This is a genomic window from Pseudomonas kitaguniensis, assembly GCF_049199985.1.
Lineage (GTDB): Bacteria > Pseudomonadota > Gammaproteobacteria > Pseudomonadales > Pseudomonadaceae > Aquipseudomonas > Aquipseudomonas kitaguniensis.
On the sequence record NZ_JBLZPT010000007.1, the window covers coordinates 115,940 to 130,947 of the forward strand.

Genomic DNA, 15,008 nt, shown 5'->3' on the forward strand with positions numbered 1-15,008 from the left:
TTACGGCATCATTTCCAGCGGCACCGGGTACACGTTGTCCCGAGCGTCGCTGTCTTTGGCGAGGGCAACCCAGCGGTCGACGTCGGCGTTGTAACGTTGGTAATGGCGAAGTTTGGTGTTCAACGTGCGAATGAATTTCTCCTGTGCCAGGCCGTCCCAGCTCTTCCAGGTTTCTTCATCCAGGTTCAACACTTCACTCTGGTACGGCAGGCCTTCGAGGTACTCACCCAGTACGCCCATGTCCGCCAGCTTGGCGTTGCTGTTTTGCTTGAGCTGGTTAGGGTCGGCGCCCATGGTCGCGGCCACCGAGCGCAGACGGTCAAACATCTCGGTTGGCGAGATCAGGCCTTCGTTGGCGGCGTCGAGAATCTGCTTCATCACCGCGCTCAAATCGCTGAGCTGGGCTTTGGTCAGCAACACCCTTACATCGGTGGTCGGGATGTTTTGCTTGATCAAGTCGCGGTCGGTGATCCACGCCTGGAACACCGGCGGCGCCTTGCTGTTGGTCTTCTCGCCCAGATAAGCCAATTGCATCGCGTGGCCGATCAATGCGGCGTCTTCGAGCATCTTCTTGTCGCCCGGTTCTGCCTTGGCGTTCAGTGCACTGCCGATGGCGTCTTCGCCCAAGTAGGCGGCTTTTACCTGCGAGGTAATCGCGGCGGCCAGCGAGTCGACCTTGCGCCCGAACTCTTGCACGTCACCGGCATTCACCGGGTAGTACAGCGACGTGTTGGTGCCGGGGTAGGTCGAAAGGTTCTGGTACTGCGCCTCGGCTTTGCTGTGGTCCTTGATGCCCGCCGGGGTTTTCAGGTGCAAGGTGTAAATCGCTACGCCGGGGTTGGCCGCTTCGAGGCGAACCTGTGACGCGCTGAGGCCGGTTTGTGAGAGTTTGTTGTCGCCCTCAATGGCCCCGGCGTCGGTGATCAGCACCACGTAGCGCGCGCCGAACTGGGTCCAGTCGACCTTGTCGATGCTGTGCATCACGCCGGCAAACGCATCTTCATCGAAGCTGCTGCTGGAAACCTTGGCCTGTTTGAGGTCGGCGACTTTGCTGAGGAAGTCGGCGCTGTCTTTGACCTGATTCGGGTCAGCGTACATTTTGCTCACGTAGTCCAGGCCAGGCACCGCCTTGGTGCTGGAGCGGAACGCGACCAGGCCGAATTTAACCTGTTTGCCGAGGTTCTCCGCTTCGATCTGCTGGTAAACCTTGCGAATCGCCTCACGGGTGCGGTCGATGTACGGGTCCATCGAGATGGTCGAGTCGATGACAAATACCACCGCCGCGCTGAATTCCTTCAACTGGCTGCTGGCGTTGGCTTGGGCTGCAGCCGGGTCGGTACTGCCTGCGTTGCCGGCATTTTTGGCGTCGGCCTCATCGGCCTTGCTGACCGAGGCGACGTTGAGCAGGCGCGTGCGAAAACCGCCTTCGGTCATGACTTCTTCGCCACTGAGCACCGGCAGTAAATAGAACTGTTTTTGCAGGTCGACAAAGTAGGCCGGTTCTTCAGCCAGTACGCCGGGCGCCGGTTTACCTTGTTTGAGTGCTGCGCGCAGCGGTGCGACTTTGCTGACCGGGTCTGGCGCATCAAGAATCCCTTCGACCGTGGCGCGCTCTTTGAAAAACAGCAAGCGGTCACGGTTGGCCGGGTTGGTGAAGGCCAGGGTCAGTTGCATTTTCCAGTCGGTGGTACACGCCGCCGGTAACCAGCCAATGGTTTTGCCATAGCTGTCGGGGCCGACTTTCAGCCATTCGGCATTGGCGGCCTGCGCGCGCTCATACACGTAGAAGCGGCTGAAGGTGGGTTGCGTCGCACCGGGCGCGCCACCTGCGGCGGGGCTGACTTTGCAGCCGGGGGTGGTCAGCACGCGCTGGAACAGGGTTTTTTTGCCTTCCTGGATCAGCGGCTTGTCGTCGGCACTCGCCAGCGAGCTGATGCTCAAGGCCAGCAGGGCGGCGGCGCCCAGCGCGCAGCGCTGCAAAAACGTCGGGGTGCTCACGGTTGCAACTCCTCGAAACGCTGTTTGGCTTCGGCGTTATCCGGCTCGTGGCCAAGAATGGTTTCGTACCAGTACGCGGCGGTGGCGTTGTCTGGTTTAGGGAAGCATTCGCTGGGTTTCAGGTACTTGGGGTCGTATTCGCGGGCATACGCATTGGCGATCAACATGTCGCCGCCTTGCGCACGGTTGGCGTACAAGCGCTGGGCTACACCGCAATGCTTGTTGGCTTTGGCGGCTTCGATAATTTCCAGCAACTGCGCGCTGGCCGGTGCGGCCTTGATGCAGCCTTGCACGAAGGCCAATTCCGGCTGGCTGTTCATGCTGGCGACATCGCAAGGTTGCGCTTCGGCGACCGCAGGCGCGGGTTCCACTTTGGGCGCCGGTGCAGGGGTTGAATTGCGCAGCCACAGCCAGGCCGCCACGGCAGCCAGCAACGCGATGACCACGGCGATGATCACGCCGATCAACAGCTTGTTGCTGCGCTTTGGCGGCACCACTACTACGGGCTCAGGCTCGGGCGTGGCCACGATCGGTTCGGGCTCAGGCTCGGCCGGTGGCAGCTCCAGCACCAGCTCCGGTAGCTCGGGAATTTCCGGCTCGGGCTCAGGTGCTTGCAGGGTGGTCGCGTCATACGTGGAGCGGGTTTGCCCGCCGGCCGTCGACGACAGCAGGCCCAGCCCCGGGCGCACGACGCCGCGGTCACTGTGGCCCAAGCCTTGTTCGCGCAGCTCGATCTGGAAATTGGAGTTGCCGCTGCCTTCCAGCAACGGGTTCACCACATCCGGGCCTACCAGCGTTTCCAGCGCATCGTCGATGGCGTTGAATTGGCTGACCTTGAACCAGAACGGGTTGTTGCTCCACTGCTGGCGGTCTTGCAGGTAAAAGTGGTCCTGGTTGCGCTGGATGGAAAACTCCAGTTGCTCCTGAGCACCGTTCCATTTTTTCACCGCCAACCGCGCCTGACCCGGCACATTGGGTTCTAACGCAAGCAGATCTACACGAATGGGCATTACTTATCTCGCTGTGAAGGCAGTGAGCACGTGGCCCAGCCGTTCATTCTGTTCAATGGTGATTTCGCGCCCGGCGCCATGGCCGGCGTTTTCCACGGTGATATACGCCAGGCCCGAGAGCCAGTCGCCGAGGAACCGCTGCGCCTGGTTTGCAGGTTGCGGCGGCAGTTGCGGCAGTTGGCCCGGTGCGACATCGGTGTAGAACGAAAACAGCGGCGCCTTGGCACCGGCGCGGCTGTTTGGCCGCTCGCTGACAGGCTTCTGCAGGTAGCCGAACCACGACACGAAGTCGCGCAGCACCAGTTGCACTTCCAGCACTTGGCGCTCCACCAACTGGTCGCGACGCGCACCACTCTGAGCGCGCTTGAGCACGGCGCGGCTGAGTTGGCCCGGCAGGTCGTAGCGGTAACCTGCGGTAATCAACTCGTCGACCACCGCTTCGATCAGCGAGCGCTCAAGACCCAGCAGGCTCATCAGGTTCTGGCGTGTGGTCAGCTCGCGTAAATGCGCGATCCAGGCTTTAAAGGCGGCCTTGGCAAAGCGGTGTTCGTTGCTTTGCAGCTCCGGCACCGGCGTAGCGCTGGGCGCGCTGCTGGCGGCGGGTGCGTCGTCGTTGAAACTGTCGCTGAAGTCGAAGTCGAACCCGGCGCTGTCGCTGTACAGGCTGTTGCTTGGCGCAGCGGCGACCGGCTGGCTTTCATCCGCCGCGGTGGCGTCGGCGTCTTCATACACGCCGCTGAGGTACAGGTCGCGGATGTGCTCGCCGGGCATGTCGAGTTGGTGGATAAACTCGCCAAGCACCGTTGCACGCCTGCCCAGGCCGGTCAGGATTGTCTGCGCCTGGATCTTTTTGGCCGCTGCGGCGCCATCGCCATCGGCGTGGTACCACGTGCTCAGGCCATGCACCGTCAGGCTTTCGATGCATTCTTCAAGTTGCTCGCGAATGCGCGCCAGCTTGAACTCGATATTCGCCACGCCGTTGAAGCTGCTGCCGAAATAGCGGATGCCGCCATCGTCGAGGCGCAGCATTTCGGTCCAGGCCTTGCCCGGGTTTTTGATGTGCCGCCCAACCAGTGCGTTTTTGGCGAAGCTTTCGCCGAGGCTGTCGATGCGCACCTGGTTGTCGGGGTTGATGCCGATTTCCGGGCCGTTTTTGTCCTGCTGGATAAACCCGGCATTCATGCGTGGCTTGCGCACCAGGTAAGTATTCTGGAACGGCGTGCCGGCCCAGTCGGTCATCCACGGCAGGCTGCCGAAGCGTTCAAGCATGGTCAGCTTGACCATGCCGTTCCAGCCTTCGTCGTCCTGGTCGCGTTCTTGATTGAGGCCTGTGGCCACACGCAGGTCGAGCATGGTCAAGGCCCAGATCAGCCCTGCTTCACGCTTGCTGCGCGAGGCGGGTGTCGGGCCTTGGGTTTTGTCGATCCAGCGCGTGAGCACCGGGCCTACGTCGTTCACATCACTTTGCTTGGTCGAGCTTGTGCACACCACCAGCGCGTTCATTTCCTGGGTATCGGTGTAGCGCTCGAACAGGTAGGCAACCTTGCCGCGCAGAATCAACTGCGCCACGGAGTTATCCTTGGTGCTTGATTGCGGGTCGCTGGAGTCGGCAATTTCAAGCAGGTTTTTGCGCCCGCGATAGCCTGGGAAGTCCAGCAGGTCGACCTGATTGACGAGGTCATCGAGCGGCGCTTCAAGCAGCACGAAGGTCATCTCGGCGGTGAGTGCCGCCAGTTGTGCGACCGGGATGCTCTGGCTGCTGTGCAAGCGGCCGTCAATATGCGGTCGCACATTGATCGGCAAATCCAGCGGCGTGCCAAAACGTTCGAGAATGTCGACGTTCATGATGTTGTCGCGCTGGTGGTAGGCCTCACCGTTGAAGCTGATCAGTGCTTCGAGCGGCGCGAAAACCGTTTCGGCCAGGCCAAGCTTGTGCAGCGCGCCCGCCAGTTGTTGGTAGGCGCGTGTCAGCTCGCGCTGCTCGCCCCACAGAATCGACAACAGCTCGGCACGCTCCTGGAAGTTCAGGCGTGGCGCCAGTTGCAACACTTTGGGCCAGTACGCGTGCTCGAGTTTTTTCACCGAGTTGGGTGCGGTCTCGCGCATGTAATCCCACAGCGAGACAATATCGTCGGCGCTGACGCCTTTCTGCAGCGGCGCATTTTCGCGCCCTTCGAACGGCTGAAGGGCACGCTGGATGCGCTCTTCGTCGATCTGGTAATTGATGCGCTCAAGGTCGAAGTCCTTGAACCAGGAGTTGGCGAGAATCTTCGCCAGCTCGATTTCACGGAACAGCTTGAGTTCGATCGGGAACTGCGAGTCTTCGCCCGGCTTGGCCCGGCGGCTGAAGCGCGTGACCAGGCCGGTGGCTTCCTTGCCGCCGCCGACCGGGTTGATGTGCTTGATAAAGTCCAGGCGCCGCTCGCCCAACTGGGTTTCGAGCTTGCCGTTCTGGCCGGCCGCGAGCGCCGAGATCAAGTACGACTTGCCGGCCTGCGACAGGCCGAAAAAGCCAATCGTCATCGGCGTGGTCGCCACGCGGCCCAAGCTGTGGGCCAGGTTGCGCGCACGGTGCAGGCGCACATTAAGGTTGTCCGCCTCGCTGTCCAGGCGCGGAGCGTTGACGCGGGTCTGGCTGATCCATTCCAGCGCCTGACCGGCACCTTCATAAACAGCGGCCCAACTGGCAGACAGTTGGGTTTGCTCTGGGGTCAGGTCATTCATTTGCGTTTCACACTTCCACTGTCGAGCCAGTATTTGGTCTCGCTCAGGCCGGCGTCGAGCATGGTGTTGAGTTCCAGTTCGAGGTCGCTGCGCGGGTTGAAGCTGACATTGCTGCTATTGGATTCGATGCCTTGCACCACCAGCCGGTCGCTGACCAAGCCCTGCTTGCGCGTGTGCTTGTCGCCGGCCTTGACCTCAAAACGTACCTTGAGCAATGGCGCCGCACCGTCTTCACCGACGGCGCGCGAGAACTTGTCGCGCCCGGCGTTGGTGAAGCGCAGGGTGTACAGCGGCGAGGCCGCCCAGCGTTCTGCGGCAAGTTGGCGGAAGCCCAGGCGCAGGTCGCCGCGCATTTCCAGTTGCGGCGTGTCGGCGTCGTCACCGGCGCCGATCACGGGCAGCTTGATCTTGTAGTTTTCGGGCTCGGTTTGGATGTTGCGGTACAGCACGTCGGCGTCTTTGATCACGTTGTTCTGGTCGATGGTGCCGATGTGCTTGACGGTCGAGTACGGCTTGAGCGCCGAGGCGCGGAAGTAGAAGTTCGGCACGCTGTGGTTGGCGCACAGCAGGCAGAGCATGGCCCCCACCGACGCGGTGCTTTTCGGGTCGTCGATACGCCCGTTCTTGTGGAACGGGTACCAGCCGCCGGTGCGGTAATTTTGCAGCGCCAGGATGCGCCCTGGCGGCAACGGCAAGACCTTGCGAATAAATGCCTGGATGCCCGGCAGGCGCGATGGCCGGCCTGTCAGTAGCAGCATGTCGCACGGGTAATGCGCGACCACTTCACACAGCGCGCCGAGGACCTTGGTGATGTTGATCTGATCGTTGAGGAACGCAGCGTGGAGTTTTTGCAGGTCGAAGCTGATCGGCGTGGCGTACAGGTCAAACCCGTTCTGTGCGCCAACGTCGCGGCGCACGGCGCTGTGCACGTAGTCGAGCACGGACTGGCTGATGGCGTCGTCGCCCAGCAGTTCGCGGTAGGAACGGGTGTTGAGTTCAACCTGGGTCTGCGGGTCGTAGTGCTCGTATTCCTTGAGCAGCGCGAGCGCCAGCGGGGTGAACACTTGCAGGTTGAGTTGCTGGCGCAGGATCACGTCTTTGGCGTCGATGTTTTCGGCGCCGCACAGCCGCGACATCAGCGAATCGGCGGATTTGACCCCGGCACTCTGCAAGGCTTTTTCGAAGCTAGGCAGGATGAAGTCCTGAATCACATCGAGCACGATGTCATCGCCGGCTACCTTGAAGCCGTCACGAAAACGTTGCTCCGGCACGATGTGCACGTTGCTGCCGGTGCTGTTGTTGCCAGCGCGGTCCAGGCGGTAATCGGTGATCACCAAATCTGTGGTGCCACCGCCGATGTCGATGGTTGCGAGGGTAATTCGCTCACGGTCTTTTTTGTCCGGGCGAGCCAGCGTGGCGAAGAACTCTTCCGGGTGGCCGGCGAAGTTTTCGTTGACCTCGGTGTACAGGTACACCAACTGGCCGCAGGACGCTTCGTCCCATTCCACGCGGATACTCGGAATCGGCATGCTTGGCGGGGTTGGCCCGTCTTCATGCGGGCTGTCTTCGCTGTCATGCCAGCCAAGGCTTTTCCACACCAGGCCGATGGCCTGCAACAGCCGCTCATTAAGAATGCTGCGCTCGGCCTGAGGCATGCCCGGCGGCACGGTCAGGGTGATGCTGTTGAGCTGACGCGGTTTGCGCGTGTGGCCCTGACGTGAGCGTTGCGCAGGGCTGTTGATTTGCGACAGCGCCTGCGCAACCACTTCGGCGAGCATGAAGGTCATCAACGAGCTGCGTGAGTAGCGCGGCATGAATACCGGCAAACGGTCGTCTTCGTCGAGGCTGTAAAGCGCTTCGCCGGTTTCGTTGATCAGGTGCGAAAACGGTGCCGCAGTGGCATAAGGCTCATTGTCGGTTTTGACGTAAGCCGCGTTGAAACGCCAGCCGTGGCCGTAGGCGTTTTCATCCCACAGGTAGCGTTTGGGGCTCGACAGGCCGGTGGAACCTTCGGTGCCGCGACGACGGCTGGCCAGGCGCCCGGCCTCGCTGCCGACCCGCGCAATAGTCGCCCACTGGAACGCATCGTGACGGCCGCTTTTGACCGAGCAATGGTCTTTGCCGAAATACGCCTGGGCAAATTCGACACGGCTCTCAAAGGGCTCGTTGTAGGTGTGTTCCGGGGTGATCAGGTCGCGCAGTTCCAGCACGTAGTTTTGCTTGAGCCCGGAACCGGCCTGGCCGTGATTTTCGATCAGAATGCCGCAGGTGCGCGAGTTGCCGACGTCCAGCACCAGGTCGACCAGGATCGGTTTGACCAAGCCATTGGGGTCATTGGCGACCACTTTGATTTCCGGGATCTCGACCTTGGCCCTGAGGTTGCTTTGCTGGGACGCCGACGGTTTGGCCAGCAGGCTCAACACGTTGAGGTAATGCGCCAAGTGATGGTGGGCGCGCAGGTCGGCGTCCAGTTCATCGCGCGTGCGTTGCACATTGCCTTCATTGAACAGCTCTTGCAGCCATTCGTTGACCCACGGCTGGCTGAGGAATTCTTGCAACTCGGCCGAATTGACCGCGAGCTTGAAGGCCACGCCAGAGCTGACGTCTTCTTCGTTCGGCGCCAGGTAAGCGGTGCCGCTGCGCTTTTGCATGATGCGGCTGTCGAACGCCAGGGTCAGACGGTGCGTGTTGCCGTCGATGTCCGCGGCGGGCAGCTTGACCAGGCGCATGCGCGACCAGTTCACCGGGCCGCTGTCGAAACGGTAGGGCGGCATGAACCGGAAAAACGGAATCGGCAACCAGATGCCGTCCAGCAGCTCCAGGCTGCTTTTCATGTCGAGACTGAACACCGGCTTGGCTTTTTCGATCTTCCCCGGCGCCGGCTCATAGAAGTAGAAGTCTTTGTCTTCGTTGTACAGCAAGCGGCAGATGCCAATATTCAACGGCGCGAACTCGCCAGCCGGCTCCTTGCGGGCGTCCAGGCGCAGCGCGAAATCCATGAACTGGATACCGGTGTCACTGACGAGCGTGACGGTGTCTTCGAATTGCGTGACTTCAGGCAGCATTGGAGATTTTTCCAGTCTTATTCGCCCGTCTGCCGCATGGACATAGGGAATTTTTCAGTTCCATAACCGCCGGTGCAGTCCGCGATACTGGTCGCGCCCTGCCGACAATCGACCTTTGGCATGTCGTACGTACTGCCGTCGCCGCATACCGCCTGGCCTTGGCTCGCGATCGACAGGCTGCCGCCTTTCATTGCTGCCGACACCGGCCCGGTGCAGTTGACGCCATTGGCGCGGTGCACGGTGACTTCACCTTTGCCGTCCTTGAACGCGTATTCAAGGCGCAGTGGCTTGCCGGTCTTGCGGTCTTGAATGCCGGCACCGGCGCGGTACTGGCCATTGAGAAAGTCGGCGGCGCCGTCGGCTGCTGTCGGCGGAATGCTCAGCGCAGCGCCGGCGGGCGGTTGCGGGGCGGGTGCTTGCGGGGTTTCAGGCGGTGTTGGCGGCGTCACGTCTGGCGTTTTTGGCGCTTCGGCGGCGGGCTCCGGTGCTTCGGCTGGCGGTTCGTCGGCGGCTTCGGCTTCGGCGCCGGGTTCGTCGGCGTTTGCGGCGGCCTCGCCACTGGCGGCCGGAACCTCGACAGCGCCATTCACGGGAACGCCGCTGCCAACGGTTGCAGTGCCGTTCACGCCAGTCACAACGGGCACTTGGCCTATAACGTCGGGTGTTTCACGTTCAGTCGAGGTGATGCCCGGCACCGTCAGCACCACGCCGGGAATGCAGCCGCGCAGACTGAGCAGCAGTAGCAGAAGCAACAATAATGGCAGCAGCCATAACCACCACCAGCGGCGCCACCAAGGGCGCACGATCACCGGCGGCAACGGCGTGGCGACAGGCGTCGGCTCGGGTGGCAATTGAAAATCCAGCGGCGCCGCTGGTTTCGGGTAAAGGCACATGAGCGGATCGCGATTGGCGTCGGCCTGTGCATGCTCGAACCCCCAAAAGGTCAGCACCGGTTTGCCCTGCACCAGGTACACGAAGTTTTCGTCGGGGAAGTGAATGACGCGCTTGAGCAACTTGCCAAACACCGCTTTATCGCCGGTATTGGTATCGCCTTCCGGGCCAATAAAACGCTGGCTGAGTTCCTGCAGGGAGGTTTTCAGTCGTTCGAGCTGTTCGCGTGCGGGCGCACGCTCTTCTTCAGTCGCGCTGCTCCAGGGAATGACGTCGCCGTCTATATCGCTGTACCAGTCGATCTGGTTGCCGAGTTCGTCACTCTGCGGAACGGCCAGGTGCTTGACCAGTTCCGGGTCTTTGCGACGAATCGCTTCGCGCAACTGCAGCGCCGCGCGATATACCGGTTGACCGGTTTCGCCCAGGGCTGTGTAAGACCCGCTTTTACCACTGCGTAACAATGCCCCGCGCATCCAGACTCCATATGCTCATGTGCGCACAATGACAGGCGTAATGCCTGTAACCGCTCCCTGATTTAGATGGCGACCTTAATGTCAATTTGATGCCGCCGTCAACGTGACAATGCTCTGCGCCAAACTATGCTTTTGGATGCACGCGTGCTGGCCTTATATAGAAGGGCTTGTCGGTCGATATTGCAGTGCCTCGGCCAGGTGCTCGCGGCGGATCGCACTCACCTGTTCCAGGTCCGCCAGGGTGCGTGCGACTTTAAGCAGCCGGTGGGCCGCACGCAGGGACAAGGTCAGCCGTTCGCAGGCGCTTTCCAGCCAGCCCTCATCGACCTTTGACAGCGCGCAATGCTGGCGCAGCCCCGCAAGATCAAGGAACGCGTTGGCGCAGCCTTGGCGCTGTTGCTGACACTCGCGTGCCTGAGCGACCAGCGTCGAAGCGCTGGCCGTATCATCGCCGGCCTGTTTGCACGGGTTAAGGGCAGTGCTTTCGCGGGCCACGGTTACGTGCAGGTCGATGCGGTCGAGCAACGGCCCCGAAAGTTTGTTGCGGTAGCGCTGGATCTGTTCCGGCGTGCAGCGACAGCGCCCGCTGGTTTCGCCTACATAACCGCAAGGGCAGGGGTTCATCGCCGCGACCAACTGAAAACGCGCCGGGAAATTCACCCGGTCCCGCGCGCGTGAAATCACGATATGGCCCGACTCGAGCGGTTCGCGCAGCACTTCCAGGACCTTGCGATCAAATTCGGGAAGTTCATCCAGAAACAGCACGCCGTGGTGGGCGAGGGTGATTTCCCCGGGTTGTGGTTTTGACCCACCGCCGACCAGTGCCGCCGCGGAGGCCGAGTGGTGTGGCTGGCGAAACGGGCGGTGTGGCCAATGGCTCAGCGGCGCGAGGCTGACCACCGACTGAATCGCCGCCACCTCCAGCGCTTCCTGTTCACTCAACGGCGGCAACAAACCGGGCAGGCGGCTGGCCAGCAAGGTTTTGCCAGTGCCGGGTGGCCCGCTGAACAGCAGGTTATGCGCGCCGGCGGCCGCGATCAGCAGCGCGCGTTTCGCCGCCAATTGACCCTGCACTTCGTTCAAGTCGGGATAGGGTTTGTTCAGGTACAACAAACCGTCGGACTTGAAGGGCTCAATCGGCACAACCCCATTCAGGTGCGCCACCACTTGCAGCAAGTGATCCACGGCAATCACCTTGAGCCCGGAGGCCAGGCACGCTTCCTCGGCGTTCGCGCGAGGCACTATCAAGGTGCGTCCAGCCGCGCGCACCGCCAGCGCAGCCGGTAACACGCCCTTTACCGCGCGTACCGCACCGGACAGCGCCAGTTCGCCCAGGCATTCCACCTCATCAAGCATCAACGCCGGCACCTGCACACTGGCCGCCAATATGCCCAGGGCAATCGCCAAATCAAAACGCCCGCCGTCCTTGGGCAGGTCGGCGGGCGCCAGGTTGAGCGTGATGCGCCGCGCCGGGTATTGCAGCGCGGAGTTGAGAATGGCGCTGCGCACGCGGTCCTTGCTTTCCCTGACGGCGGTTTCGGGCAGGCCGACCAGCGTCAGCGATGGCAGACCATTGGCCATGTGCACCTCAACGGTGACGGCAGGCGCTTCCACGCCAACTTGGGCGCGGCTGTGGACGATGGCGAGGGACATGCGTGTTCCTTGAAAGGGCGGGCCGCTTCCTGCGGGTTTTTCAAGGGTAGACGAGGTGGGGAAGAGCGCGGTGGGAGAGGTTTTACAGAACGTATCAGAAGGGCCCAGCAGCTCAGTGAGCTGTTGGACTTTTGCTAATTTAAAATTTTCCTTAACTGCATTTATTATTTTGGATTTTCTTCATTGGAGTTTTTCGAAAATTTAGTGCTGTATATTCATGTGGGAGCTTGCCTATCCATTAACTTTTAATTCGAGAACTGGTTTTATGTTTTGGGTTTTTTATGAGTGGATATCCCTTCACGCAACTTTGAAGCGTGGGCGGCAATAAAAGGAGGGGGTAACGCGTTGCCAATCATTAGTGCTATTGATTCTTTACCATGAAGTGTGTTGAAACGGTAGTTCAGTGGGAAACCTTGGAGGGCCGCTGCCTCTCGAAGTGTAATAGTTCTGTTATCCGATGGATGAAGAAATCGGCCTTTGGAGGGGTTGAAGCATCCGCTAGTGATTGTAGGTGCTACGTCATCCCAAGCCATACGTCCATAAACATCATTAAAACCGTTAGTTCTCTGATGACACGCTAGTTGAAATTCCTCTGGCAAGTCTGCACGACTTCCTCCATCTTTCGGAATGTGTTTGATCAACGCTATAACTCTTTCAGTTCTACGCTCTGGCATGGCATGAAGCGCGTCCGTCGTAGACGAGCGAGCAGGGATATGAGCAATTGCGTTGCGAACGGTAACTCGCCTAGCATGCTTTTCACCGACGACTGGCTGATGAACGCGAGATGCGAGCAATATTAGTCTTTTCCGCCGTTGCGGAACGCCATAATCCGCAGCGTCCAAGACCTGAACTACGTAAGAATAGCCAATAGATTCGATGCCTTTACATAGGGCTAAAAATCTATTGTCATTCGCCAATGCGGGAACATTCTCCATCATTATGCACTTTGGAAGCATCTCTTCGGCAAAGCGCAGAAAGTCGCTGACTAGGTCATTTCTGGGATCGAATACGGATGACCCCTTATTTTTGGTCCTCAACCTAGAGAATCCTTGGCAGGGGGGGCATCCTGCTAGCAAGTCAAGCTCACCTACTTTTAGACCGAGCTCGGCTAAGACAGCCGACGCATTCAGTGTACGAATGTCTTCCGAATAAAGCTTCACGCTGGGGTGGTTGAGAGCGTAGGTCTCTTGAGCTTTTGGGTTGATTTCCACTGCCGCTGCGACACGAAACCCCGCCTGCTTGAGCCCAACGCTTAGGCCTCCGCAGCCGCTGAATAAATCAAGTGCGGTGAATTCAGGATTTTTTGGAATACTTGACATAATTTTGTGTTCGCAATTGGCTTAGGCAGGTTCTTCAACATGGATTCAGTTTGGGACTGCTAGCCACCGCTTCAACGTTGCTCGCACGGCAGATAAATCTGCATTCCCGTCAGGCAGCGCAATCAGCAAATAGCGAACCACCCCCAGAAACCCCTCAGCAGTTTGCCCATGTCCAATTTTGTTGTGAAGCGCTTTTTTGAAATCCTCGGAGGTCACCAGCCCTTTTCGCTCTAGCGGGGAGAGAAGAATGGCATCAGGGCATTTCTGCGGGAGATAATCTAGCCGTAACCGAACCCAAGCCAGATATGCTAATTGATGAGTGATCTTATCCTTGGCGTTGCCTCTGACATCATTCCCTCCGTTGAGCGGAAATTGCGGCCGACAGCCCATTTCATCAAGAATAATATTTTCCAATTTTCCATGGTCTTGAGGCGCTAAGCTAGCCGGGTCTGTGAAGTTTTGTACAACTCTCTGATCACCATCTAAAAATACGTAGCAATCGGTTGCTGCTGTGATGTGCGTTGGAATCTGTTTGCAAACAATTCCGTTCGCCCCCCCAGGTGCGACGATTATTTCAAGTGCGCTTTGTTCACCGAGGTCTAGTCCCTCCATTGCTCGTTCAACTACGGCTTTAGCAAGGGGGTCCTCAACATATATACGCTTTTTATCCCCAAGGGTCTTGCCTAAGCGATTTAAGGCTATAAAAGGGGAGCATTCGTTTAAGACTCTTGTTTTGCCTGCGCCATTATCTTCGAATATTTTTAGTGCATTTGAAGGTAGGTCTTGAATGAAGTCGAATGAATGTGTGGAGATAACAATCTGTAAATGTTTTTTCTTGATTTCAGACAATAAAAATATTAAAAGCTCACGTTGAGCCCCGGGATGTAGTGAAGTCTCGGGCTCATCCAGTAAAACGAGGGAATATTTCGGCGCGGAAATTATCCGGACTACCAACGTCACAATGGCTATTTCACCACTGCCAGCAAATGCTTCTGAATATTTGAAACCGCGATCGAAAACGACGCTAATGTCCCCACCTTTCTGCTCAGGATACAGCGAGTGTTTTATGTACTGGGCTGATTGATATGGTCGGCCTAAAATCCTAGAAACCTGCGCGAGCTCTTCGTCAGTCAATAGTCGATTTTCGAAGACTCGTTCCCTGCCTCCACCAAGCATCCAACTAGAGACATTGCGGTCAATTACACTTTTGAGCTTTCTAGCTCCAGCTCGCATCTCGGCATGCTTTGCCGCGATCTGCTCAGTACTGGTGCCGAAATTAAAGGTCCTGTCAAAAGCGCCAATAACTACTTTCATGTTCATGTATACAACAGCTCTTTGTACAGGATTCCATCGGTCCTTGTCTTTTCTCGCGTAAGGTTTTTCTGGCATTGGCAACATATCGTCACCTTTGGTCACCTTTGTTGGTTCCCAGTACTCATAGTCTCTTTTTTTGCTATAAATTCTAGCCTTTCTGGTCTCTACGATATTTCTATAAATCTGGTGCCAGTGCCCATAAATATAGCGAGGTGGATCTTGAACTTTATTCAAAATCGGATCCATTGCGGTGGAAAACCAAAATTTGGCAGTGGTTTCACCATCCGGCATTCCTTGAAGCGCATGTAGCACTGAGCTCTTGCCTATACCATTCGCTCCTACTAGCGCGGTTAGTGGAAAAGGAAAATCTATTCTAGTTCCAGGTTCAAGACCTTTAAAGTTTGGAAATCTGGCGTGAGTTATGTAGTGAAGTAGGGGGGCGCCCGGCTTGAAGTTTAATAGTTCTTTTATTAATGCTTCTATTGTTTTGCTTGGCATTGCCTTTTCTCACGTTGTAGATTTTTTGCTAGATTTTAATGGTGTCAGAGGGGGGTAATCCCC

The 15,008-nt window shown here is 58.5% G+C and carries 8 protein-coding genes; all 8 read right to left on the reverse strand.

All coding sequences use genetic code 11. The features are described 5' to 3' along the window. Complete coding sequence (locus ACOZK9_RS11990) at window positions 1–1,980, reverse strand: vWA domain-containing protein (RefSeq protein ID WP_122251809.1); 1,980 nt, start codon at window positions 1,978–1,980, stop codon at window positions 1–3. A gap of 14 nt (window positions 1,981–1,994) precedes the next feature. Beyond that, window positions 1,995–3,008 carry a hypothetical protein gene (locus ACOZK9_RS11995; RefSeq protein WP_152750025.1) on the reverse strand — a complete coding sequence of 338 codons (1,014 nt, stop codon included), beginning with the start codon at window positions 3,006–3,008 and terminating at the stop codon, window positions 1,995–1,997. Between the two features lie 3 nt (window positions 3,009–3,011). Further along, window positions 3,012–5,732 carry a putative virulence factor gene (locus ACOZK9_RS12000; RefSeq protein WP_421555900.1) on the reverse strand — a complete coding sequence of 907 codons (2,721 nt, stop codon included), beginning with the start codon at window positions 5,730–5,732 and terminating at the stop codon, window positions 3,012–3,014. Continuing rightward, window positions 5,729–8,797 carry a virulence factor SrfB gene (locus ACOZK9_RS12005; protein WP_421555901.1) on the reverse strand — a complete coding sequence of 1,023 codons (3,069 nt, stop codon included), beginning with the start codon at window positions 8,795–8,797 and terminating at the stop codon, window positions 5,729–5,731. The genes ACOZK9_RS12000 and ACOZK9_RS12005 overlap by 4 nt, the downstream gene beginning before the upstream one ends. Before the next feature lie 17 nt (window positions 8,798–8,814). After that, window positions 8,815–10,161 carry an SrfA family protein gene (locus ACOZK9_RS12010; protein WP_152750021.1) on the reverse strand — a complete coding sequence of 449 codons (1,347 nt, stop codon included), beginning with the start codon at window positions 10,159–10,161 and terminating at the stop codon, window positions 8,815–8,817. Window positions 10,162–10,314: 153 nt separating this feature from the next. Next, on the reverse strand, window positions 10,315–11,814 hold the full coding sequence (locus ACOZK9_RS12015) for a YifB family Mg chelatase-like AAA ATPase (protein WP_421555902.1): 1,500 nt from the start codon (window positions 11,812–11,814) through the stop codon (window positions 10,315–10,317). A gap of 263 nt (window positions 11,815–12,077) precedes the next feature. Next, window positions 12,078–13,133, reverse strand: a complete 1,056-nt coding sequence (locus ACOZK9_RS12020) for a DNA cytosine methyltransferase (protein WP_421555903.1) — start codon at window positions 13,131–13,133, stop codon at window positions 12,078–12,080. Window positions 13,134–13,178: 45 nt separating this feature from the next. Continuing rightward, window positions 13,179–14,945 carry an ATP-dependent nuclease gene (locus ACOZK9_RS12025; protein ID WP_421555904.1) on the reverse strand — a complete coding sequence of 589 codons (1,767 nt, stop codon included), beginning with the start codon at window positions 14,943–14,945 and terminating at the stop codon, window positions 13,179–13,181. Window positions 14,946–15,008: the final 63 nt, after the last annotated feature.